Annotated in this window: 24 protein-coding genes; 11 read left to right on the top strand and 13 right to left on the bottom strand. The window is 74.0% G+C overall.

The window, feature by feature from the left end; all coding sequences use genetic code 11:
• The first annotated feature begins 536 nt into the window (after positions 1–536).
• Positions 537–1,154 carry a mycothiol-dependent nitroreductase Rv2466c family protein gene (locus tag V6U81_RS23810; RefSeq protein WP_334492292.1) on the top strand — a complete coding sequence of 206 codons (618 nt, stop codon included), beginning with the start codon at positions 537–539 and terminating at the stop codon, positions 1,152–1,154.
• Positions 1,155–1,158: 4 nt separating this feature from the next.
• Here the strand turns inward: V6U81_RS23810 and V6U81_RS23805 are convergent, their stop codons facing one another.
• Together V6U81_RS23805 and V6U81_RS23800 are read right to left on the bottom strand one after the other, a co-directional pair.
• Entirely contained in the window at positions 1,159–1,905 is a 747-nt protein-coding gene (locus V6U81_RS23805; protein WP_334492290.1) for a TIGR02452 family protein, read from the bottom strand.
• Between the two features lie 70 nt (positions 1,906–1,975).
• Positions 1,976–2,746, bottom strand: coding sequence for an SGNH/GDSL hydrolase family protein (locus V6U81_RS23800; protein WP_334492288.1), 771 nt, complete (start codon positions 2,744–2,746; stop codon positions 1,976–1,978).
• Positions 2,747–2,883: 137 nt separating this feature from the next.
• Here V6U81_RS23800 and V6U81_RS23795 point away from each other — a divergent pair, with 137 nt between their 5' ends.
• Entirely contained in the window at positions 2,884–3,888 is a 1,005-nt protein-coding gene (locus V6U81_RS23795; RefSeq protein WP_334492286.1) for a phosphotransferase family protein, read from the top strand.
• A gap of 76 nt (positions 3,889–3,964) precedes the next feature.
• Here the strand turns inward: V6U81_RS23795 and V6U81_RS23790 are convergent, their stop codons facing one another.
• From V6U81_RS23790 to V6U81_RS23770, 5 genes are all read right to left on the bottom strand, one after another.
• Positions 3,965–5,053, bottom strand: a complete 1,089-nt coding sequence (locus V6U81_RS23790; RefSeq protein ID WP_334492285.1) for a magnesium and cobalt transport protein CorA — start codon at positions 5,051–5,053, stop codon at positions 3,965–3,967.
• Between the two features lie 56 nt (positions 5,054–5,109).
• Positions 5,110–5,739 carry a class F sortase gene (locus V6U81_RS23785; RefSeq protein ID WP_334492283.1) on the bottom strand — a complete coding sequence of 210 codons (630 nt, stop codon included), beginning with the start codon at positions 5,737–5,739 and terminating at the stop codon, positions 5,110–5,112.
• A gap of 93 nt (positions 5,740–5,832) precedes the next feature.
• The gene (locus V6U81_RS23780) at positions 5,833–6,321 is read right to left on the bottom strand and encodes a hypothetical protein (RefSeq protein WP_334492282.1); all 489 of its coding nucleotides are present in this window, start codon (positions 6,319–6,321) and stop codon (positions 5,833–5,835) included.
• 317 nt (positions 6,322–6,638) lie between these two features.
• A complete protein-coding gene (locus V6U81_RS23775) occupies positions 6,639–7,307 on the bottom strand; it encodes a response regulator (protein ID WP_334492281.1) in 669 nt (222 codons plus the stop codon).
• Positions 7,304–8,395, bottom strand: coding sequence for a sensor histidine kinase (locus V6U81_RS23770; protein ID WP_334492280.1), 1,092 nt, complete (start codon positions 8,393–8,395; stop codon positions 7,304–7,306). Before V6U81_RS23770 ends, V6U81_RS23775 begins: the two co-directional genes overlap by 4 nt.
• 186 nt (positions 8,396–8,581) lie before the next feature.
• Here V6U81_RS23770 and V6U81_RS23765 point away from each other — a divergent pair, with 186 nt between their 5' ends.
• Positions 8,582–9,001 (top strand): DUF6069 family protein, encoded by a 420-nt coding sequence (locus V6U81_RS23765; RefSeq protein ID WP_334492279.1) that lies wholly within the window; start codon positions 8,582–8,584, stop codon positions 8,999–9,001.
• A 180-nt stretch (positions 9,002–9,181) separates the two neighbouring features.
• Positions 9,182–9,709 carry a GNAT family N-acetyltransferase gene (locus tag V6U81_RS23760; protein WP_334492277.1) on the top strand — a complete coding sequence of 176 codons (528 nt, stop codon included), beginning with the start codon at positions 9,182–9,184 and terminating at the stop codon, positions 9,707–9,709.
• An 8-nt stretch (positions 9,710–9,717) separates the two neighbouring features.
• Here V6U81_RS23760 and V6U81_RS23755 read toward each other — a convergent pair whose 3' ends face one another.
• Both V6U81_RS23755 and V6U81_RS23750 read right to left on the bottom strand, forming a co-directional pair.
• Positions 9,718–10,233 (bottom strand): pyridoxamine 5'-phosphate oxidase family protein, encoded by a 516-nt coding sequence (locus V6U81_RS23755; protein WP_334492276.1) that lies wholly within the window; start codon positions 10,231–10,233, stop codon positions 9,718–9,720.
• 8 nt (positions 10,234–10,241) lie between these two features.
• Positions 10,242–11,066 (bottom strand): class I SAM-dependent methyltransferase, encoded by an 825-nt coding sequence (locus V6U81_RS23750; RefSeq protein ID WP_334492275.1) that lies wholly within the window; start codon positions 11,064–11,066, stop codon positions 10,242–10,244.
• Positions 11,067–11,141: 75 nt separating this feature from the next.
• On the opposite strand from V6U81_RS23750, the gene V6U81_RS23745 reads away from it, so the two are divergent.
• Positions 11,142–12,398 (top strand): MFS transporter, encoded by a 1,257-nt coding sequence (locus V6U81_RS23745; RefSeq protein ID WP_334492273.1) that lies wholly within the window; start codon positions 11,142–11,144, stop codon positions 12,396–12,398.
• Positions 12,399–12,400: 2 nt separating this feature from the next.
• Here V6U81_RS23745 and V6U81_RS23740 read toward each other — a convergent pair whose 3' ends face one another.
• Positions 12,401–13,474: a Gfo/Idh/MocA family oxidoreductase gene (locus tag V6U81_RS23740; protein WP_334492272.1), complete on the bottom strand. Its 1,074-nt coding sequence runs from the start codon at positions 13,472–13,474 to the stop codon at positions 12,401–12,403.
• Positions 13,475–13,689: 215 nt separating this feature from the next.
• Here V6U81_RS23740 and V6U81_RS23735 point away from each other — a divergent pair, with 215 nt between their 5' ends.
• The gene (locus tag V6U81_RS23735) at positions 13,690–14,883 is read left to right on the top strand and encodes a lycopene cyclase family protein (protein WP_334492271.1); all 1,194 of its coding nucleotides are present in this window, start codon (positions 13,690–13,692) and stop codon (positions 14,881–14,883) included.
• 67 nt (positions 14,884–14,950) lie between these two features.
• Entirely contained in the window at positions 14,951–15,427 is a 477-nt protein-coding gene (rnhA, locus tag V6U81_RS23730) for a ribonuclease HI (RefSeq protein WP_334492270.1), read from the top strand.
• 72 nt (positions 15,428–15,499) lie between these two features.
• Here the strand turns inward: rnhA and V6U81_RS23725 are convergent, their stop codons facing one another.
• Together V6U81_RS23725 and V6U81_RS23720 are read right to left on the bottom strand one after the other, a co-directional pair.
• Positions 15,500–15,751 carry a hypothetical protein gene (locus tag V6U81_RS23725; protein WP_334492269.1) on the bottom strand — a complete coding sequence of 84 codons (252 nt, stop codon included), beginning with the start codon at positions 15,749–15,751 and terminating at the stop codon, positions 15,500–15,502.
• A 50-nt stretch (positions 15,752–15,801) separates the two neighbouring features.
• Positions 15,802–16,710, bottom strand: coding sequence for a pentapeptide repeat-containing protein (locus V6U81_RS23720; RefSeq protein WP_334492267.1), 909 nt, complete (start codon positions 16,708–16,710; stop codon positions 15,802–15,804).
• 164 nt (positions 16,711–16,874) lie between these two features.
• Between V6U81_RS23720 and V6U81_RS23715 the strand changes: the two genes are divergently transcribed.
• A complete protein-coding gene (locus V6U81_RS23715; protein WP_334492266.1) occupies positions 16,875–17,480 on the top strand; it encodes a hypothetical protein in 606 nt (201 codons plus the stop codon).
• A 54-nt stretch (positions 17,481–17,534) separates the two neighbouring features.
• Here the strand turns inward: V6U81_RS23715 and V6U81_RS23710 are convergent, their stop codons facing one another.
• Entirely contained in the window at positions 17,535–17,954 is a 420-nt protein-coding gene (locus tag V6U81_RS23710; protein WP_334492265.1) for an SSI family serine proteinase inhibitor, read from the bottom strand.
• A 193-nt stretch (positions 17,955–18,147) separates the two neighbouring features.
• Between V6U81_RS23710 and V6U81_RS23705 the strand changes: the two genes are divergently transcribed.
• The 3 genes from V6U81_RS23705 to V6U81_RS23695 all read left to right on the top strand — a co-directional run bounded on the left by V6U81_RS23705 (position 18,148) and on the right by V6U81_RS23695 (position 22,294).
• Positions 18,148–19,434: an ABC transporter permease gene (locus V6U81_RS23705; protein ID WP_334492264.1), complete on the top strand. Its 1,287-nt coding sequence runs from the start codon at positions 18,148–18,150 to the stop codon at positions 19,432–19,434.
• Between the two features lie 64 nt (positions 19,435–19,498).
• Positions 19,499–21,247 carry an ABC transporter substrate-binding protein gene (locus V6U81_RS23700; protein ID WP_334492263.1) on the top strand — a complete coding sequence of 583 codons (1,749 nt, stop codon included), beginning with the start codon at positions 19,499–19,501 and terminating at the stop codon, positions 21,245–21,247.
• A gap of 57 nt (positions 21,248–21,304) precedes the next feature.
• Positions 21,305–22,294, top strand: a complete 990-nt coding sequence (locus tag V6U81_RS23695) for an ABC transporter permease (RefSeq protein ID WP_334492262.1) — start codon at positions 21,305–21,307, stop codon at positions 22,292–22,294.
• The last annotated feature ends 11 nt before the right edge of the window (positions 22,295–22,305 follow it).

Raw genomic sequence — 22,305 nt, 5'->3', positions numbered from 1 at the left:
TCCGCATTCCAACGGGCCTCGGCTTGTCGGGCTTACCTGCCGGGCAAGGGAGCCGCGGTGGTAGGCCATGTACAACGCCCCCGACCCCCCACCGATTCCAGGCTGGAGGTGGCCCCGACCACGGGATCTTGACGCCTGGACCGGACGTCGTTCGCACCGGATGCCCGCCGACCGGGGCGGTTGACGCGGTTGACGCGGCCCCGACCGGCCGGGCGATACCGGACATGTCGACACACGGACCCCGGAACTCGCGATCGGTGACGTCACCGGCGCGGTCTGAGCCGCCACGGTGAACGGCCGGGCCAGCGCGGGGTGTTGTCGCGATGAGCGGTATGACGCTCGGTCATATTTATGACCCAGCGTCATACCGCTCATCAGGAGATCCGCCCCGAAGGCCGCCCGGCCGGTTCCGCCCCGGGCCAGCACAGCGAACGGTGCCGGATTGGCCTACTCAACGGTCTCGCGATCGGCTCTCCTGGTGGGCCGATCGGGGGCTCAGGATCGATGGGACGACGACCGATCCGAAGGGAACGACGATGACGACGGCCGACATGTGGTTCGACCCGCGCTGCCCCTGGGCCTGGAACGCCTCCCGCTGGCTGCTGGAGGTGGAACGGGTCCGGGCGGTGACGGTGCGCTTCCACGTGATGAGCCTGAGCGTGCTCAACGAGGGGCGCGACGGCCTGGAGGAGTGGTACCGGGAATGGCTGAAGCCGGGCCTGGGCCCGGTCCGGGTGGCCGTCGCCGCCGAGCAGAAGGCGGGCGCCGAGGTGCTGCGTGACCTCTACACCGCACTGGGCACCCGGATCCACCACGAGCGCGCGCCGATCGGGCGGGAGCTCTACGAGGCGGCGTTGACCGAGGTGGGCCTGCCGGTCGAGCTGGCGGACGCGGCCGGGTCGACGGCGTACGACGAGGCGCTGCTGGCCAGCCACCACGCCGGCCTGGAACCGGTCGGCGAGGACCTGGGCACTCCGACCATCCACGTTACCGGCGACGACGGCCGGCGCAACGCCTTCTTCGGGCCGGTGGTGGCTCCGTTCCCGCGCGGCGAGGACGCCGGCCGGCTCTGGGACGGGGTGCTGCTGGTCGCCGGCACCGACGGGTTCTTCGAACTCAAGCGGGCCCGTACCCGGCCGCCGATCGCGCGGTGACCGGTCAGCCGAACGCCGCGGCGAACGGGGCGCGGTTGGTCGCGTCCGGCACCGCGAAGACCACCAGCGGGAACCGGCCCGCGTACGGGCCGCCCGGGCCGAGCAGCGCCGCGAAGGCCCCGGCCACCACGGTCGGGTCGTTGCGGAACACCCCGCAGCCCCACGCCCCGAGCACGAGGCGCCGGTGCCCGTGCGCCAACGCCACGCCGAGCACCCGCCCGGCCCGGCGACGCAGCACGCCCGCCAGGTCCACCGGTTCGCGAAGCTCCCCAGCGTTCGGGGCCGCCGCGGTCAGGAACGCGACCCGGTACGGCGGGACCAGCCGCCCGTCGTCGTCGCGGAACACCGGCACGTCGGGGGAGTGGATGACCCGGTCGCTGTAGATCGGGTCGCGGCGGGCCCGGTGGTGGTCGTAGAACTCCGGCACGGTGCGCAGCGACGCGGCCAGGGCGGAGGCGCGGGCCAGGCTCTCCTCCTGGGCGTGGGCTCCGCTGGCGTAGCCGCCGCCCGGGTTCCTCGCCGAGGCGAAGTTGAGGCAGGCGACCTGGTCGTCTCCGTCGGCGGCGAGCCGGCGGCAGGCGGCCAGGCTGGTCTCGTCGGTGACCTCCACGGTGGACGGGCCGGCCGGACCGGGCTCGGGCAGCGGCTCCTGCGGCAAGTGCAGGGTGGCGGCCGGCACCGGGCCGTAGCGGCCCTGCGCCACCAGGCGGTCGGTCTCCGCGGCCAGCGCCGCCCGTTCGGTCCGGCTCATCGGCCCATCATGCCGGCCTACGCCGTGCCTGTCCGCCCGGCTCTGGCGCCGGGCGCTGGGCAGTGCCGACTCAGTCCAGCTCGACCGGGAGTGGCACCGGGCGCTTCGCCACCCGCTGGTCACCGGAGGACCGGCCCCGCGCGTGCCGGGCCACCCAGGGCAGCAGGTGTCGGCGGGCCCAGGTCAATTCGGCGCGGACCATCTCGTGCCGGCGCCGGCGCGGGGCCTCCTCCAGCGGCCGGGTCCACGAGTCGTCGTACCCCGGCAGTCCCGCGGTGTACGCCAGCGCCGCCGCGATCCGCTCGTGCCCGGCGCTGTTGGCGTGCAGCCGGTCCTCGCTCCACAGCCTCGGATCCGAGGCGACCGGGTGGGCGGCGAAGTCCACCAGCGACGCTCCGGTCTGCGCGGTGACCCGGCGCAGCGCCGCGTTCAGGGCGAACATCCGGCCGCGCAGCGGGCGGGCCAGCGGCATCACCGGTACCGGATCGGGCAGGGTGAAGGTGAGCACGGTGGCGCCCTGGCCGGCCAGGGCGCGCTGCATCGTCGCCACGTCGGCGGCGATCCGTTCCGCGTCGAACGAGGGGCGCAGCACGTCGTTCATGCCGGCCACCACCGTGCACAGGTCGGGCGCGAGGTCGAGGGCCACCGGCAGCTGTTCGGCGAGAATCTTCGCGGTGGTCCGGCCGCGGATGGCGAGGTTGGCGTACTCCAGCCCGCCCTGCGCGCGGGCCACCGCCGCCGCGAACCGGTCCGCCCAGCCCCGGTACCCGCCGTGGCCGTCCGGATCGTCGAGTCCCTCCGTGGTGCTGTCGCCGATCGCGACGTACCGTTGCCACATCATGATCACCAGCTTAGGTCCCGTCGCGGCCGGCCGCCCGACGGTCGTCGGGGTCACGCCAAGGGGGGCCTGGCGGCTAGCCTTGGCGGGGTGGTGGGCCTGACGACGGGACCCTCACCGGCGCGACGGGGCGCGTCCGGATGAGCCCGACCCAACGCCTCCTCGACCCCGACCAGGTCCGCCGGTACGTCGCGGCGTCGCTGGGCCCGACCGTCCGGGTGACCGACTGCGCTCCGCTGACCGGCGGCGGCTTCGCCGCGGTCTGGTGGGTGACTCTGGACGACTGGCGCACCCTCGTGCTCAAGGTCGGGCCGCCGCCGGAGGTGCCGCTGCTGCGCTACGAGCGGGGGCTGATCGCCGCCGAGGCGCGCTACCTGCGGCTCGTCGCCGAGCACGCCCCGGCCGTCCCGGTCCCGCCGCTGCTGCACCACGGCAGCGACCCGGAGCTGGGGGACTGGCTGCTCACCGGTCTGCTCGCCGGCCGGACCCTGCACGAGCTGACCGCCGACGGGGTGGCCGTCGACGGCGTCCGCGCCGAGCTGGGCGCCGCGTTCGCCGCCCTGCACCGGGTCACCGGCGAGCGGTACGGCTACCACGGCGGCCGGGCCGCCGGGCACACCTGGCGGGCCGCGTTCACCTCCATGGTGGACGACCTGCTCGCCGACGCGGCGGACTGGCGGGTGGCGCTGCCCGTACCGGCGGCCCGGATCCGGGAGCTGGTCGACCGGCACGGCGACGTGCTCGACCGGGTACGCCGGCCGGCGCTGCTGCACTTCGACGGCTGGGCCGGCAACGTCCTCGCCGTTTCCGGCCCGGACGGGGAGCCCCGGCTCAGCGGCCTGGTCGACGGCGAGCGTCACCTCCACGGCGACCCGCTGATGGATCTGGTGTCACCGCTGCTGTTCCGCCGGGCGGAGGACAGCCCGGACGACCCGTTCCTGCGCGGCTACCGCGCGGCCGGCGCACCGGTGCCCCTCGACGACCCGGCCGTCCGTCGCCGGCTGGGCCTGTACCGGCTGCACCTCTACCTGCTGATGACGGTGGAGATGCCCGGCCGGGGCATCACCCCGGCGACCCACCCGGCCCGGGTCGCCCGGCTCGGCGAGCTGCTCCAGCAGGAGCTCGCCGACCTGGACAAGCCGTGACCCCGCCGGCCCGCGGAGCCGGCCGAAGGTCAGAGCCGGCCCGCAGAGGCGGCCGAAGTTCGGAGCCGGCCGGAGGTCAGAGCCAGTTGGAGCGGCGGAACAGCCGGTGCAGGGTGACCGCGGCGGTCGCCATCACCAGTAGCGCCGCCGGGTAGCCGTACCGCCAGGACAGTTCGGGCATGTGCGCGAAGTTCATGCCGTAGATGCCGGCCACCGCGGTCTGGGTCGCCGCGATCGCCGCCCACGCGGCGATCTTGCGCATGTCGTTGTTCTGGTCGACGGCCAGCTGGGCGAGGCGGGACTGGAGGATCGAGTTGAGCAGCTCGTCGTAGCCGGTGATCCGGTCGACCGCCCGGGTGAGCCGCTCCTCGACGTCGACGAACCAGCGGCGCAGCCCAGGCGGCGGTCCGTCCGCGCGGTCGGCGACCAGCGCGCGCAGCGGCGCCTGCAACGGCAGCACCGCCCGCTTGAATTCCACCACCTCCCGCTTGAGCTGGTAGATCTGCTGGATGTCGGCGTCCCGGTCGCGGGCGAAGACGCTCTCCTCGACGCGTTCCAGGTCCCGTTCCAGGTGCCCGGCGACCTCCAGGTACAGGTCGACCATCCGGGCGGTCACCGCGTACCCCACCGCCCAGGGGCCCTCGGCGAGCACCGCCGGGCGGCCTTCGATCTCCTCCCGCACCGGCGCGAGGGCGCCGGAGGCGCCGTGCCGGACGGTCACGACGAAGCGGTCGCCGAGGAAGACCATCACGTCCCCGGTATCGATCACCTCGGAGGTGGCGGTCAGCTCGGTGTGCTCGACGTAGCCGGCGGTGCGCAGCACCAGCAACGTCACCGCGCCGTGCCGTTGCACCGCGGGCCGGTGCCCGTCGGCGAGCGCCTGTGCCACGGTCAGCTCGTCGAGCCCGAAGACCCGCCCGACCGCGGCCATCACCGCGGCCCCCGGGTCGTGCAGTCCGAGCCAGGCGAAGGCGTCCCGATGCCGGGAGCGGGCGTACGCGTCCGCGTAGTGCGGGCGGCCGGGCTGGCGGCGGCCGTGGACGTAGACCGCGCAGTCGACGACCGCGTCCGGGTTGGACCGTCGGACGGCGGCCCCGGGACCGGTCTCCGGCCGGCCGGTCAACCGGCCGACCAGGGACTCCAGCCGTGTACCGAGCCGTGTCACCGTCCACCTCCGCCGCGCCGCCGTCGGGGGCCCACCGTAGTACGACGCGACGACGGTCAGGACACGGCGGTGGCCCGTACCACGATGTTGTCGGAGTAGTCGCGGGCGCGCTCGTCGAAGCGGCCCCCGCAGGTCACCAGCCGCAGCCCGGCGCCGGCCCCGCCCGGGCCGTAGACCATCGCGGTGGGAAAGCTCCGCTTCGGGTACGCCCCGACGCCGTCGACGGCGAAGCTCGCCACCCGGCCGTCGGCGCGGGTGACCCGGATGGTGTCGCCGGGGCGCAGCCGGCCGAGGTTGAAGAAGACGGCCGGGCTGTCGCGGGTGTCGACGTGCCCGACGATGACCGCGTTGCCCGCCTCGCCCGGGCTCGCGCCGGGGCGGTACCAGCCGGCCACGGAGGGCCGGTCCAGCGGAGGGACCTCCAGGGTGCCGTTCGGGTCGCCGGCCACCGGCACCAGGTCGGCGTGCACGCCGATCGCCGGGATGTCGATCCGCACCGGTTCCGAGCGGGCCAGCACCGGCACCGGCGAGCGGCTGTGCTGGCCGGCGTCCGCGCCGGTCCCGGGCTGCGGCGGCCCGGGCGGGGCGGTCAGGCCCGCGGCGATCAAGGTCGCGCCGGCCGCGCCGGCGACCACCACCGCCGCCACCGCGGCCCGGGTACGCGTGAACCATCTTCTCGCCGCCACCGTCCCTCCTCCCCGACGGCGTGGTCCGGGTGCCCGCCCCGGTCTCACCGGCGCGGGCACCCGTCCCAGGGATGGTGTGTGGTGTGTCCTGTCTCAGGCGACGGTGGCCGCCGCCCGGCGCCGACGGCGGACCAGGACGGTCGCCCCGAGCGCGGCCGCGCCGGCCAGCGCGCCGCCCGCCGCCACCAGGCCGGTGGTGCCGGAGCCGCCGCCGCCACCGGCCGGCGCGGCGCCGATCGGGGTGACGGTGAACGTGGCGCTGCCGGCGGAGCTGCCGTCACCGCAGGTGGCGGCCACTGTGTAGGTGCCGAGCGTGAAGCCGGCGGTGAAGAGTTCGGCGCTCAGTCCGCCGCCCGCGGCGACGGTCGTGGAGCGGACGTTCTGGTCCCGGTTCGGCCCGGTGACGCGGAAGATCACGTCGCCCGACTTCGGGTTGCAGGTCGTCGCGGTGAGCACGACCGTCCCGCCGACCGGGGTGGTGGCCGGTGAAACGGTGGTGTCCGCGAGTGCGGCTGCCGGGAGCAGGAGCGTGCCGAGTCCCACGCCGAGCGCCGCCGATACGAGAACTGACTGTGCCTTCATACGAGTCTTCCCTCACTTTTCGTCCGCTGTCTGCGTGGGACGTCGTTCGGGTGGCCAACTCCGTAACTGCACCGGTGTGGCCAACACTAGGAGGGTTGGGCGCTCCGTCCGGCGTAAATGAGAATTCTTCGTTGCCGTCACGTGTTTTCCCTCGCGGCGGGGACCTGCGGAAATGCCCACCCAGGACCGCCCACACCGCCCGTGCCGTCGTTCCGTACCGTACCGACCGTCCCGTTCTGTCAGTCGCTGCGCCGCTGGTACCACTCGTCCGGCTGCGGGAAGACTGGGCGGCTCCGTCCCACCGCCGGCCGGTCCGGTCACCGGGGCGGCGGCGCCGCGCGGACCAGGCCGGTCTCGTACGCGAAGACCACAGCCTGCACCCGGTCACGCAGGCCGAGCTTGGCGAGAATCGCCGACAGGTGGGTCTTCACGGTCGCGGTGCTCAGGTGCAGCTGCTGCGCGATCTCGGCATTGGACAGTGCCCGGGCGGTCAGCGCGAGCACCTCGACCTCCCGTGCGGTCAGCGCGGCCAGTTCGCCGGTGGCCGTCGACGATGCGGGGAGACGGTCGGCGAACCGGTCCAGCAACCGGCGGGTCACGGTGGGCGCGAGCAGTGCCTCGCCCCGGGCCACCACCCGGACCGCCTCCGCGAGGTCCGCCGGTCGGGTGTCCTTGAGCAGAAAGGCGCTGGCCCCGGCGCGCAACGCCGCGTACACCGGTTCGTCCAGGTCGAAGGTGGTGAGCATGACGATCCGGGCGGGGTTGCCGGCGGCCACCAGATCGCGGGTGGCGGCGATGCCGTCGCGGCGGGGCATCCGGACGTCCATCAGCACCACGTCCGGGCGGGTCCGCTCGGCGACCGTGACGGCCTCGGCCCCGTCGGCGGCCTCACCGACGACCGCCAGGTCGGCTCGGGCGTTGATGATCATTGTCAGTCCGGTGCGGACGAGGTCCTGGTCGTCGGCGACCACCACCCGGATGGTCACGACGAGACCACCGGGATCCGGGCCCGCACCCGGAAGCCGCCGGTCGGCAGCGGACCGGCGTCGAGGTTGCCGCCCAGCAGCCGGACCCGCTCCCGCATCCCGGGGATGCCGTGGCCGTCGGCGTTCTCCGTCCGCCGGGGTGCGGCGGTGCCGTCGTCGACGATCTCCACCCGCAGCACCCCGTCGGCGTACCCGACGGTGACGTCGGCCCGGCGGGCCCGGCCGTGCTTCAACGTGTTCGTCAGCGACTCCTGCACGATCCGGTACGCCGAGAGTTCCACCCCGTCGGGCAGCGCCTCGCCGAGGTCGTCGCGGTGCAGGTCGACCCGCAGTCCGACGGCGCCCACCGCCTCGGCCAGCGCGTCGAGCTGTGCCAGGCCGGGCTGCGGTCCCGCCGGGTCCACGGCGTCGTCCACGGCCAGGGTGTGCAGCATCGCGCGCAGCTCGGTCAGCGCCGACCGGGCGGCGGTGCCGATCGACCCGAGCGCGGCCCGGGCCTGCTCGGGGTGCAGGTCGAAGACGTCCTCCGCCGCGGCGGCCTGCACGGCGATGACCGAGACGTGGTGGGCGACCACGTCGTGCAGCTCACGGGAGATGCGTTCCCGCTCCCGCACGACGACCTGCCGGCGCCGGACCCGCCGGCGCTGGGCCGCGCCGCGCTGCAACTCCCCGAGCGCCCAGCCGACGGTCACCCCGAGCACCGCGAGCAGCAGGTCCCGCCGGTCACCGGTGACCAGCTTCCACGGGGTGGGTGCCAGCAGCAACGCCGTCACCGGCAGGGACGCCCGGGGCGGCCGCAGCCGGGCGTAGTAGCTCAACGGCACCGCGACCAGGCCCAGCCAGCCCAGCTCCGGGCAGATCGCCTCGAGCCCGATCCCGGCGACCGTGGCCACCGCGAGGGCGTACCCGGGTCGGTGGCGCATCCACAGCAGACAGCTCGCCTGGATCACGGCCAGGCCGACCCCGGCGGACCTCGCGGCCGGGCCCGCGGGGGACACCGCGAGGGCGCTCAGCGCGAGACCGAGGAGCACGACGGCGATCCCGCTGTCGATCAGCAGGTGGACAGTGGATCTGGACCAGCGGCACACACCAGGATGCTAGGCCGACCGTGCCCCGACCCTCATCGGTCGCGGGACGGAGATCGGGGTGCGGGGTGGTCCGCTGGTCGTACCCGGGAACCCGTCCGCGGCCCGATCCGCCGGACGGCCGCGCGGACCTAGCGTGCTGTCAGTGCCCGCCGCACCGGCGGCGGCCCGCCCTCGGAGGTAGCGCCGATGAACACCGTGTCCGCCGCAACGCCCCCCGTCGTACGGTCGTCGCGCCGCCGCGACCGCGCCCTGGCGGTGCTGGCCGCCACCGTCGCCGCCCTCGTCGTCTGGGTGGTGGCCGTGCCGCTGGCCGGCGTCGACCTGGTCGCCCGCAGCGGTGCCGCGGACCGGCGGGTCGGTCCCGGCGCGGTCGTGGTCACCACCGTGGTGGCGGGCCTCGCCGGGTGGGCGTTGCTCGCCCTGCTGGAACGGCTCACCGGACGGGCCCGGGTGGTGTGGACCGGCATCGCGGTAGCGGTGCTGCTGGTGTCGCTGCTCGGGCCGCTGACCGGGGGAGTGGGGGCGCCGGCGACGGTGACGCTGCTGGTCCTGCACCTGGCGGCGGGCCTGCTGATCCCGGGGCTGCGCCGCACCGCCGACCGCTGAACTCCGGGCGGTGCACGCCGGAGCAGGACGGGGGCCGGCGTGGACCGCCCGGGCCGGTCGTGTCGGCCGGCCGGTCTGCCGCCCGAGTCGGGGCTAGCCTCCTAGGACGCTCTACAGGTGGTGACCTGGCAGGGACGATATCGAGGTGCCGCGCCGTCGGGCCGTCGCTACCCTCCCGGGATGGAGATCCACACCGAACGGCTGGTCCTGCGCGACTGGCGGGAGTCCGACGTGCCGGCCTGGGCGGCGATGAACGCCGACCCGCAGGTCCGCGAGTTCCTCGGCCCGCTGCTCACCCCCGAACAGTCCGCCGACTCGGTGCGGTCCTTTCAGGAGGACCTGGACCGCAAGGGGTACGGCTTCTGGGCGGTGGAGGTCCGGGGCACCGGCGAGTTCGTCGGCTTCACCGGCCTCGACGACGTCGACGAGGAGGTGCCCGTCGACGGGGTGGAGGTCGGCTGGCGGCTGGCCCGCTCCGCCTGGGGCCACGGGTACGCCACCGAGGCGGCCCGGGTCGCCCTGGCGTACGGCTTCGACACCCTCGGCCTGGCCGAGATCCTGGCCATCACGACGGCCACCAACGTACGGTCGCAGGCGGTGATGCGCCGCCTCGGCATGACCACCTCACCGGCCGACCACTTCGACCACCCGGACGAGCCGGCGGAGTTGCGGCGGCAGGTGGTCTACCGCCTGCGCCCTGCCGCCTGATCAGGGCGCTAGCCGGCCCGCCGCCAGACCTGGCGTGGCGCGTACCCGTCGCGGCGCAGCCAGTGTTCGGTGTAGACGATCCGGTCCGCCTCGACCACCACCAGCGGCCCGGTCGGCGGCTCGTCCAGCGACCGGGACCGCTCCACATGGTCGGACTGCCAGCGCACCGCCGGCCACCAGTGTCCGAAGTCGGCGTCGTCGGGGCCGAGCACGCGGGCCCGCCCGAAGAGTTGCGCGCCGCGGCTGCTGGCCTGCCCGACCAGCGGCGCGAACACCCCCACGGAGACCCGGGGGTCGGCGGCGATGTTGCGCATCTTCGGGGACGCCGCCGCGGCGGTGAACATGACGGCGAAGTCGAGGTGGAAGTAGCGCACCGGGGTGGCGAGCGGGCCGTCCGGACCGGCGGTGGCCAGCACGCACATGTTCTGCGACGACAGCAGGTTCAGGATCCGCTCGGCGAGCCGTTCGCGGTCCAGCCGGGCGGTGGGGGTGGGGCCGGCGAGCCAGGGGTTGGTGACGGGCATGGCGGATGTTATCGCCGCCGGGCCTGGAGGGTGTACGTCTGGGCCAGCCGCCACGGCCGCTCGGCGAGCCGCCACTCGCCGTGGGCGTCCTTGACCTGCCGGCCGGGCAGCGCGTCCCAGGGGGCGCTGTCGTGTTCCACCAGCATGGTCAGGTCGAGGCCGGCGTCGAGCAGCGCGGTGACCACCTCGCCGAGGCCGTGGTTCCACTCGTGCGTGGTGTGGTGCTGGAACGCCACGTCGGTGCTGACGTACGTGCCGGGCTCGTTCCACACCAGCGGCTCGGGCCGTTCGAAGTACGGGTGCTCGACCACCAGCAGCCCCTCGGGGTGGGTTTCGTCGAGCGCCCAGAGCATCGGGTGCCCCTCACGCAGGAAGAGCCGGCCGCCGGGGCGTAGCAGCGTGGCCACCACGGCGGCCCAGCGGCGGATGTCCGGCAGCCAGCAGAGCGCCCCGACGCCGGTGTAGACCAGGTCGAAGCCGCCCGGCTCCAGCACCTCGGGGGCGTCGTACACGTCGGCCTCGACGAAGTCGACGGCCGCGCCGGCGCGCTCGGCCAGCGAGCGGGCCTGGGCGAGGGAGGCGCCGGAGAAGTCCAGCCCGGTCATCCGGGCGCCGAGCCGGTCCAGCGACACGGTGTCGGTGCCGATGTGGCACTGGAGGTGCACCCCGCGCAGCCCGGCCACGTCGCCGAGGCGGGGCAGGTCGAAGCGGACCACCTCGCTGAGGTGCTCGGGGTCGGCGACGAGGCGGTCCACCGCGTAGTCCGGCGACGCGGCGTGGGCGGGGGCCCGCTCGTCCCAGTTGGCGCGGTTGAGGGTGCGGTAGTCGGTCACCGGCAGACCGTCGCACACCCCGCCGCGCGTGCTCAACACCGATTCGCGTCCGGCGCCGCTGGTAGGTTGCCGACCGTGACGGGGGAACGGCTGGACGCACGGTTCGGGAAGCTCTGGGCGGCGAGCACGCTATCGGCGTTGGGCAGCGGCATGGCCACGGTCGCCGCGCCGCTCTACGTGGCGGCGCGCACCGACGACCCGCTGGTGGTGGCCGCGGCGTCCGGGGTGGCGTGGCTGCCCTGGCTGCTCTTCGCGCTGCCCGGCGGGGTGCTGGCGGACCGGCTGGACCGGCGTCGGCTGATGGTGGCCATCGACTGGGTACGCGTCGCCGCGCTGGCCGTGCTCGGGGCCGCGATGCTGACCGGCCGGGCCGGCGTGCCGCTGCTGTACGGGGTGCTGTTCCTGGTGAACACCGGGGAGATCGTGTTCCGCTCGGCCAGCCAGGCGATGTTGCCCGCGGTGGTGCCCCGGTCCCGGCTGGAACGCGCCAACGGCTGGCTGGGTGGCGGCACCACGCTGGCCAACGGAATGCTGGCCGGCCCGCTCGGCGGGTTTCTCTTCGTCGTCGCGGAGAGCGTCCCGTTCCTGGTCAACGCCGGCACGTACGCGCTCAGCGCGATCCTCGTCGCGCTGGTCGCCGGGTCGTACCGGGATGGCGACGGCACCGACCGGCCGGCGCGCCGGTCGATGCGCGCGGAGATCACCGAGGGGTTCCGGTTCCTCGTCGGCCAGCGGCTGCTCCGCACCATGGCGGTGCTGATCGGCCTGCTCAACCTCACCCTCACCGCCGCGCTGGCGGTGCTGGTGCTGCTGGCCCGCGACCGTCTGCACCTGGACCAGGTCGGCTACGGCCTGCTGTTCACCTGCATGTCGGTGGGCGGGCTGCTCGGCGCGGCCGTGGGCGACCGCCTCGTCGCCCGGGTCACCGCCACCTGGACGGTCCGGATCGGCCTGCTGGTCGAGGCGGGGCTGCACCTGGCCCTGGCCGCCTCGACCAGCGCCCGGCTGATCGGGTTCGCGCTCTTCGCGTTCGGCGTGCACGGGTCGCTGTGGGGCATCGTGTTCAACTCCCTGCGCCAGCGGCTGACACCGTCGACGCTGCGCGGTCGGGTCGGCGCCACCACCCTGTTCGTCGCCGCCGGCGGCAACTGCGCCGGGGCGCTGCTCGGCGGGGTGGTGGCCGCCAGGTTCGGGCTGACCGCGCCGTACTGGGTGGGCTTCGTGGTGGCGGTGGCGGTGTCGGCCGCCACCTGGCGGGTCTTCGACCGGGCCACCGTGGCCGCCGCGTACGCCGAGCCGGACCAGCCGCGTCAGCCGGTCGCCGCCGGCTGAGGTCAGCTCGCGGCGACGGCGAGCACCTCGCCCCGCTCGGCGGACCGGTGCGCCAACTCGATCAGCGCGACCGTCTCCACGGCGTCGTGCGGGTCGACCGGCATCGGCGCGCCGTCGTGCAGCGCCGTGGCCACCTGGGCGTAGAAGTCGAGGTAGCGGCCGGCCTCGGTGGGCACCGGGCGCAGTTCACCGTCCACGCCGAGCTGTCCGTACCGGTCGGGGGTGACCTCGCCGAAGCCCGGTGCGTCCGGTCGGGCGCCGTCGCGCAGCGCGTCCTCCTGCACGTCCAGCCCGTAGCTGGTGTAGGCGGCGCGGTCGCCGAGGATCCGCAGCCGCGGTCCGAGCTGTGCGGCCAGCGCGCTCATCCAGAGGTGGGAGCGGACCCCGCCGGCGTGGGTGAGCGCCACGAACGCGTCGTCGTCGACCTGCGCGCCCGGCCGCCGCCGGTCGACCTCGGCGTACACGTGGCTGACCGGCCCGAAGAGCTGCACCGCCTGATCGACGAGGTGGGCGCCGAGGTCGTACAGGGCGCCGCCGGCCTCGTCGGGGGCGCCCTTCTCCCGCCAGCCCGGCTTGATGGCCGGCCGCCACCGCTCGAACCGGGACTCGAAGCGGGTCACCCGCCCCAGCTCGCCCTGCGTGACGAGCCGGCGGGCGGTCAGGAAGTCGCCGTCCCAGCGGCGGTTCTGGAACACCGTCAGCGGCACGTTCCGCCGTCGCGCCTCGTCGACCAGCGCGCGGCCCTCGGCGGCGGAGGCGGCCAGCGGCTTGTCCACCACGACCGGCAGGCCGGCCGCGATCGCGGCCCGGGCCATCGGCACGTGCTGCTTGTTCGGCGTCGCCACCACGACCAGGTCGAGGGCGTCCGGGGCCCGCCACAGCAGGTCCGGGTCGTCGACGAGCCGGGCGTCAGGGTGCTCGTGGCGGACCTGCTCGCGGCGTTCCGGGTTGGCGGTGACCACGGCGTGCAGCGTCAGCCCGGGGGTGGCGGCGATCAGCGGGGCGTGGAAGACCCGCCCGGCCACCCCGTACCCGAGCAGCCCGACCCGCAGTGCTGTCCGCTCCGTGCCCGCCATGATGCCCCCTGTACCGGTGATCCGCCGGTACCGAACCTACGCGCCGCCGCCGGCAGGCGCTTCGGGCGGCCGGCGCCGGGTCGGCTCCGTCACGCCGCCCGCGACCAGCACCGAACCGGGGCGACGGTGCGCGGCGAGGAGATCCGGACGGCCGGTGGACGGCGCGGCCGTGGGGGTCCGCGCGGGCGGGACGGCCGGTGTGACAGCGTGGTCGGGTGGACGAAGTCGACGTGGCCCTGGTCGGGGGCGGTGGCGCCGGCTCCCTGCTGCTCGCCGCCCTGGACCGGCACGACCTGCGACACCTGCGGATCGCCGTGGTCGACCCGGTGCGCAAGCGGGGTCAGGACCGTACCTGGGCGTTCTGGGGCAGCCCCGGCTCCGACCTTGACCCGATGCTCAGCGCCAGTTGGCGGCAGGTCGAGGTGGCCACCCCGGCCGGGCGGCGGCGGCTGGACCTGGCGCCGCTGCGCTACGCCATGCTGCGCTCCGCGCCGGTGTACGAACGCGCCGCCGAGGCGGAGCGGCGCCTCGGCGTCACCCGGCTCGACGCGGCGGTCGGGGCGCTCGACGACGACGGCGCCGGGGTGGTCGTGCGGGACGCCGACGGGCGGGGGCTGCTGCGGGCCGGCTGGGTTCTCGACTCCCGGCCCCGGCCGCCGCGCCGGCCGGGGCGGACCAGCTGGTTGCAGCACTTCCGTGGCTGGTGGCTGGAGTCCGCCACCGGGGTCTTCGACCCGGCCCGGGCGGTGCTGATGGACTTCCGCACCCCGCAGCCGGCCCGGGGCGTCTCGTTCGGGTACGTGCTGCCGGTCAGCGACCGGTACGCCCTGGTCGAGTACACCGAGTTCTCCCCGGCGCCGCTCACCGACGCCGGTTACGACGCCGGGCTGCGCGGCTACGCCGACCTGCTCGGCCTGGACCTGTCCGCGCTGACCGTCCGGGAGGTGGAGGACGGGGTGATCCCGATGACCGACGCCCCGTTCGACGCCCGACCGTCGGCGCGGGTGGTCCGGCTCGGCACCGCCGGCGGGGCGACCCGGCCGTCGACCGGGTTCACCTTCTCCGCGATGCACCGGCAGGCCGAGGAGGTGGCCCGCGCGCTGTCGTCCGGCCGGGCCCCCGTGCCCCGGCCGGCCTACCCGGGACGGCACCGGTGGATGGACGCCGTCGCGTTGCGCGCGCTGGACCGGGGCGCGGTGGGCGGGCCGGAGTTCTTCGACCGGCTCTTCGACCGCAACCCGGCCGAGCGGGTGCTGCGGTTCCTCGACGGCGCCACCACGCCGGCCGAGGATCTGGCGGTGATGCGGTCCAGCCCCCTGCTGCCGATGACCTCGGCGGTGCTCGGGGATGCCGCCGGCCGGCTGCGCGCCCGGTTGCGGCCCGTGCCGGCGGGTCAGGCCGGCCGGTAGCCCTCGACGCGCCACGCCGGGGCCGGTCGCTCCGGGTCGCGCCGGGCGGTGGCGGTAGGTTCTGGGCATGGTGGAGGCGCAGACCGGCGGGGCCGTGGAGATCTGGACCGACGGGGCGTGCAGCGGCAACCCCGGGCCGGGCGGCTGGGGCGTGCTGCTGCGCTACGGCGGGCACGAGCGGGAACTGTGCGGCGGGGAGGCCACCCCGACGACGAACAACCGGATGGAGCTGACCGCGGCCATCGAGGCCCTGGAGGCGCTGACGCGGCCGGTCACCGTGCGGCTGCACACCGACAGCACCTACGTGCGCAACGGCATCACCAGTTGGCTGGCGTCGTGGAAGCGCAACGGCTGGCTCACCGCGGCGAAGCAGCCGGTGAAGAACGCGGACCTGTGGCAGCGGCTGGAGGCGGCCTGCAGCCGGCACGAGGTGTCCTGGCACTGGGTGAAGGGGCACAACGGCCATCCGGAGAACGAGCGGGCCGACGCGCTGGCCAACCGGGGGATGACCGAGGCGCGGGCGGCGGTCGGCGCGGGCCGCTGAGCCTCGCCCACCGGACAGACCGCGGCCCGGTCGGAGGTCGCCGACCGGGCCGATGCTCAGCGGGTGCCGTCGTCACTCCGTGGGCGGGTTGACCGCCTCCTCCTCGGAGGGGTCGGCCGTCCCGGAGACCGCGTCCACGTCGTAGCCGGCGCGGCTGGTCTCCCGCGCCGACAGGTGCTCCTCGGCCGGCAGGTCGGCGAAGTCGTCGCCGGTGTCGTCGGTGCTGCGCAGCGAGTCGCCCGGCGGTCGCAACGACGCCTCGTACGCCGATACGCCGTCCGGCTCGTCTGTGCTGGCCCGGTCGGTGCGTCGTTCATCCGTCATGCCGACGTACCTGCCCGCCACACGGGCCGGCAAACCCGCCGGCCGGGACCTCAGCGGCGCGGGCCGCGCCCCCGCCGGGCTGCCGCGCCGGCCCGCCGGCCACCGGTCGCGCCGTCACCCGGGCGCGGTACCGGGGTGAGGGTCAGCCCGGACCAGTGCCCGGGGCGGCGCAGCGCCGCCGGGAGCACCGTGTGCCGGTCGCCCCGGGCCGCGTCGAGCTGTGACTGGTGCAGGAAGAGCGTCCCGGACAGGTCGGCGCCGCGCAGGTCCGCGCCGCGCAGGTCCGCGCCGGTGACGTCGGCCAGCCGCAGGTCCGCCCCGCGCAGGTCGGCGCCGACCAGGACGGCGCCGCGCAGGTTCGCCCCCACCAGGCGCACCCGGCGCAGGTCGGCGCCGAACAGCGCCGCGCCCCGTCGGTCGACGCCGTCGGTACCGGCCCGGGCCCGTTCGCTGGCCCGGGACAGCAGTAGGTTGACCCGCGCCCGCTGCGCGTCCACGTCGACGGCGCGCAGCACGTCCGGGTCGGCGTCGGTGAGGCGTCCGGTCTCCTCGCGCGCGGCGACCAGTTCGTCGCGCAGCGGGCCGGCGGCGGTGAGCGCCACCGCCTCGGTGAGGTACCAGAGCAGCTCGTGCAGCGGTCGGGCCACGGTGAAGGCGGCGAACATCGCCGCCGCGGTGGCCGGGTCGTCGCGCCAGTCCCGGCCGCCGAAGGTGACCTGGGTGACCTGCTGGCCGGCGCCGAAGCAGTCGAAGACGGTGCAGCCGGGGAATCCCCGCTCGCGCAGCCGGTCGTGGATGCCGCAGCGGGAGTCGGCTCGCAGGTTCGGGCAGGGTCGGCCGGCCGGCTTGTCCAGGGCGAAGTCGGCCGACGCGGCGAAGGCCGGGGCTACGCAGCACAGCCCGACGCACCGGCCGCAGTCGGCGCGCAGCTCCGGGGCGGCGCGGGGGGTTTCGGACACGGTGGGCGGTCTCCTGCGGCTCGGGCGTCGTCCCGCGGCGCGGGCACCCCCATTGTCCGTCAGGGGGCCGGCGGCCCGGCCGAGGGGAGCGACAGCGTTCCGGCCCGCCCCGAACGGGCCGCTGCATAGGGTGGTTCTAGCCGAGGCAGCGGGGGTCGCGGGGAATGGACGACAAGGAGCGGGAGCAGGCGCTGCTCACCGCCCTGACCACCGAGCACTTCGCGCTGCAGACCTCCCGCGGCGCGACCATCGCCGAGTCGGTCGGCCGGGCCACGGTCTTCCTCACGCTGCTGTCGGCGTCCCTGGTCGGGCTCGGTTTCGTCTCCACCAGCGGGGAACTGCTCCGGCCGTACCTGGCGGCGGTGCTGCCCACGCTGGTGGTCACCGGGCTGCTGACCTTCTTCCGGCTGGTGCAGAACATGGTGGAGAACTCGCTGTCGCTGCAGCGGCTCCAACGCATCCGTGGCTTCTACCACCGGCAGTTCGGCGGAGGGCACGACTTCTTCGCCGACGCGGCGACCGACGAGGACGTGGCCCGCGCCGCCTGGCGGGCGGTCGGCGGCACTCCCGGACGCTTCCAGTTGCTGCTCACCACGGCGGCGATGATCGGCGCGGTCAACGCGCTGTTGCTCGGCGCCAGCGTCACGCTGCTGCTCGCCCTGGTCATCGGCTCGGCGATGGCGATCACGGTGGGCGTGCTGGTGGTGCTGCTCGCCTTCGCCGCCCAGTTCTGGTGGATCACCCGGTCGTCCATCTCGCACGCGACGTGACCGCCGGAGGCGCGGCGCCCGCTCCCCAGGAGCGGGCGCCGCGCCGGGGGGCGGTCAGAAGGCGAACAACGCGCCGGTGCCGCGCAGCATCCGACACCGGTTGTCGTACGTCTTCGACCAGGCCACCGGCCGGTCCTGCCAGAACCCCCAGGCGTGGACCGTGACCGGGGCGTACTCCAGGAGGCAGGGCCCCTGGTCGGTGCCGAGAGCGTCGAGGTCGCCGTCGACGCGGGCGACGGTGCGGCAGGCGGTCGCGGCGTCGGGGTGGGTGCCGCCGGTGGGCCCGCAGATCAGCAGGGCGGAGCGGTGCTCCCCGGCGGCCGGCCGGTCCATCCGGAGCACGAGCACCGACGGGGTCTCCGGGCCGGGTCGGGGCGCGGCCTCGGCGGCCCCGGGCAGCAGAGCCGTGCCGGCGGCGAGGCTGGTGAGGGTGGCGGCCACGGCGAGGGTGGCGGCGCGTCGGGCGAAGGGCATGGTGGTGTCCTTCCGTCGTGGCCCCGGCGGGGGCCGGTGGCGCCCGGCCGTCGTGTGGCCGGACCGTGGCAAACCCTAGGTGGACGGTGTGAACGCGAAGAGTCACGAGTTGTTGCACCGGAGGTTGGTGCGGCGTCGTCGGGTGTGACACCCTGCCGGATTGGCCGCAGTGGCGCGCGCGCTCGATCCATGAATGGCCGTCCGGCTGACAACCGAATGCCGCTGCGACGGCAATGGATGTCTCCGGCTTTACCGGATCGTTGCCCGGTCGGGACAACCGAATTGCGCCGTTACGGCAAAGAGCCATCGCCGAAACCGGATCGTTGCCGATTCACGACAACCGGAACAGCCGTTACCGGAACGATTCTTATCGCCCCCTCGCAGCGGTTTACGGTCGCCTCATCACCCCGTTCCGCTGTCGATGAGGGGGCCCGCGATGAGCGACATGTCCCACCCGCCGTCACTGTCCGCGCCGCGCGAGGCGGAAGCGGTCGACGCGGCCGTCGCCGTCAATTCGCCGGCCGATTCACCGCCGCCCGGACCGCACCGGGACATCGTCTCCCGATCGCCCAACCAGCTCGCCTGGCTGCGCCTCAAGCGGGACCGGACCGCCCTGGCCAGCGCGCTGGTGCTGCTGGTCGCGACCCTGGTGGCGCTCGCCGCGCCACTGATCGGACGACTCACCGGAATCGACCCGACCGACAAGTTCGTCGACCGGCTCAATGACTTCGGCATGCCGGTGGGATACGCCGGCGGTATCGGTGCCGATCATCTGCTCGGGCTCGAGCCGGGAAGCGGCCGGGACATTCTGCTGCAACTGGTCCACGGACTGCGGACCTCATTGTTCATCGCGTTCGCCTCGGCCCTGCTGGCGTCGACCATCGGGGTGGCCGTCGGAATCGTCGCCGGCTATGCGCGCGGCTGGCTGGACGGGCTGATCAACTGGTTCATCGACGTGACGCTGGCGTTTCCGTTCCTCATCTTCGCGCTGGCCGTGATCCCGATCCTCGAGGACCGCTTCTACACCGAGCGGGAGGCGCCGCCGCCGAGCTTCCGGATCGCGCTGATCGTGGCCACCTTCGGCCTGTTCAGCTGGACGTACACCGCGCGCCTGGTCCGCGGTCAGGTGATCTCGCTGCGGGAGCGCGAGTTCGTGGAGGCCGCCCGCGCCGCCGGCGCCGGCACCGGACACATCCTGTTCCGCCAGCTGCTGCCGAACATCTGGGCGCCGATCCTGGTCACCGTCTCGCTGAACGTGCCGCAGTTCATCGCCGTGGAGGCGGCCCTGGCCTTCGTCAACATCGGCGTCACCGAACCCACGCCCGACCTCGGCCGCATGATCTACAACAGCATCGGCTACGTCGCGAGCGACCCCTGGTACACCCTGTTCCCCGGTTTGACGATCTTCCTGCTGGTCCTGGCGTTCAACCTCTTCGGTGACGCCCTGCGCGACTCGCTGGATCCCCGGTCAACCCGGTAACCCCCGGCCATCGGTGCACGTACGCCCGGCCGGCGCGGCCGACCGGGCGGGAAGGGAGAACACCGTGCGAGGAAGAACCCGGACACTGACCTGTGGTGTCCTGGCCGTGGCGCTCGCCGCCGGCGGCTGCACCAGGACCACCGACTCGGGTGGGGGCGGTGAGGAGGAGAAGGCCAAGACCCAGACCGGGTCGATCTCCTACGAGGCCGCCGACAACCAGGGCCCCGCCAAGGCCGTCGACGGCGCCAGCAGAGGCGGCACGCTCACCGTCATGCAGGTGTCGGACTTCGAGCACCTCGACCCGGCCCGCAACTACGTCAACGTCCAGCAGGTGACCGGCGGCCTGATCTACCGGGCGCTCAACGGCTACAAGGAGGACGGCACCGGGAAGCTGCTGCTCGTCGGCGACCTGGCCACCGATCCGGGCAAGGACGTCAACGGCGACTGCAAGGTCTGGCAGTTCACCCTCCGCGAGGGGGTGAAGTACGAGGACGGCTCGCCGGTGACCAGCAAGGACGTGGCGTACGGGATCGGCCGCTCGTTCGCGCCGAGCCTCAACGAGGGGCCGCACTACATCCAGCAGTGGCTGTACCCGGGCGGGGCGTACAACGCCACCTACAAGGGACCGTACGACGGCGGCAAGGCCGTCCCCGACGGGATCACCACCCCCGACGACCGGACCATCCGCTTCACCTTCCCCGAGGCGCACTGCGACCTGCCGTACGCCGCCGCGCTGCCGACCAGCGCGCCGGTGCCCGCCGGCAAGGACACCCGGGACCAGTACGACCTGCGGCCCTTCTCGTCCGGGCCGTACAAGGTGAAGTCGTACCAGCGGGACGTGGCGCTGGAACTGGAGCGCAACCCGAACTGGGACCCGAAGACCGACCCGCTGCGTACCGCGTACCCGGACGGGTTCCGGTTCACCTTCGGGTTGGAGTCGGCGCAGATCGCCGAGCGGCTGGTCGCCGACGCCCCGGCCGACCAGGCCGCGCTGAGCTGGGTCGACGTACCCCCGGCGGTGCTGCCCCGCACCACCTCCGCCGGCGTCGCCGACCGGGTGGTCAAGGGCCCCACCCAGTACACCTGGGTGCTGGACATCAACACCCAGCGGGTCACCGACCTGAACATCCGCAAGGCGCTGAACTACGCGGTCGACAAGGACGCCGTGCTCAAGGCCATCGGCGGGCAGGCGGCCGGGTCCCCGGCCACCACCCTGATGTCCCCGACCACCGCCGGCTTCCAGAAGTACGACGTGTTCAACGCCCCGGTCAACGGCGACAAGGCCAAGGTGACCGAGCTGCTCGCCGGCAAGCGGCCGAAGCTGGTGCTGGCCCACTCCAACACCGAGATCCGCACCCAGCAGGCCGAGGCGCTGCGCAAGAACCTCACCGACATGGGCTTCGACATCGTGATGAAGTCCATCGACAACAGCAGCTACTACGACGAGATCGGCCGGAAGAACAACCCGTACGACCTCTACCTCAGCGGCTGGGGATCGGACTGGCCGACCGGTTCGACGGTCATCCCGCCGGTCTACGACGGCCGGGAGATCGTGGCCGAGGGGAACAACAACCTCTCCTACCTCAACGAGGCCGCGCTCAGCGCCGAGATCGACCGGGTTCGGAACCTCTCGGCGGCGGAGCAGGACGCCGGTTGGATGGCCCTGGACAAGAAGATCATGTCCGAGTACGTGCCGGTCGTGCCCTGCTACTACGACGCGACGTACGAGCTGCACGGCTCGAAGGTCGGCAACGCGTTCCTCAGCGACGCCTTCGGCATCATCCAGGCCAACACCATCTACGTGAAGCAGTGACCGCCGGTGGGGGCGGCGCCCGGCGCGTCGCCCCCACCGGGTCACAGGAGGTGTCCCGTGGTCCGGTTCATCGTCCGTCGGCTGCTCGTCGCGGTCGCCACCCTTATCGTCATCAGCCTGGTCACCTTCGGGCTCTTCTTCGCGGTGCCGAGCAGCCCGGCGCGGGTGATGTGCGGCAAGAACTGCACGGCCGAGGACATCGCGCAGGTCGAGCAGCGCCTCGGCATCGACCAGCCGTTGCCCCGGCAGTATCTGGACTTCGTCCGCGGCGTCGCCGTGGGCCGCACCTACGGCTCGGGTGACTTCAGCCGGGCCTGCCCGGCGCCGTGCCTGGGCTACTCGTTCCGCAACAACCAGCCGGTCACCGAGATCATCACCCAGCGGCTGCCGGTGACCGTCAGCATCGTCGCCGGCGGGGCGGTGGTCTGGCTGCTGCTCGGCATCAGCCTCGGCATGATCTCGGCGCTGCGCAGGGGCACGGTCTTCGACCGGCTGGCGATCGGGATCAGCCTGGCCGGTGCGTCCATGCAGGTCTACTTCTTCGGCCTGATCCTGCTCTACGTCCTGGTCTACGCCACCGGCCTGCTGCCCTTCCCCAGTTACACGCCGTTCACCGAGAACCCGCTGCGCTGGGCGGTCGGGCTGCTGCTGCCCTGGATGACGCTGGGCTTCCTCAACTCCGCCATCTACGCCCGGCTGTCCCGGGCGCAGATGCTGGAGACGCTCTCCGAGGACTTCGTCCGCACCGCCCGGGCCAAGGGGCTGTCGCGGCGGCGGGTGCACCTGCGGCACGCGCTGCGCGCGGCGATCACCCCGATCGTCACCATCGCCGGCCTGGACATCGGCACCTCGCTGGGCGGCACCTTCATCACGGAGAGCATCTTCGGGTTGCAGGGGCTCGGCAAGGCCACCGTGGAGGCGGTGCAGTTCCTCAACCTGCCGGTGGTGATGGCCACCGTGCTGCTGGCCGCGGTGTTCATCGTGGTCGCCAACATCGTGGTCGACCTGCTGTACGCGGCCATCGACCCCCGGGTGCGACTGAACTGAAGGGAGGGTGG

Origin of the sequence: Micromonospora lacuserhaii (assembly GCF_036902735.1) — a bacterium.
Classification (GTDB): domain Bacteria; phylum Actinomycetota; class Actinomycetes; order Mycobacteriales; family Micromonosporaceae; genus Micromonospora.
Note: the sequence above shows the minus strand (reverse complement) of the source record. Positions and strands in the feature narration are given on the sequence as shown.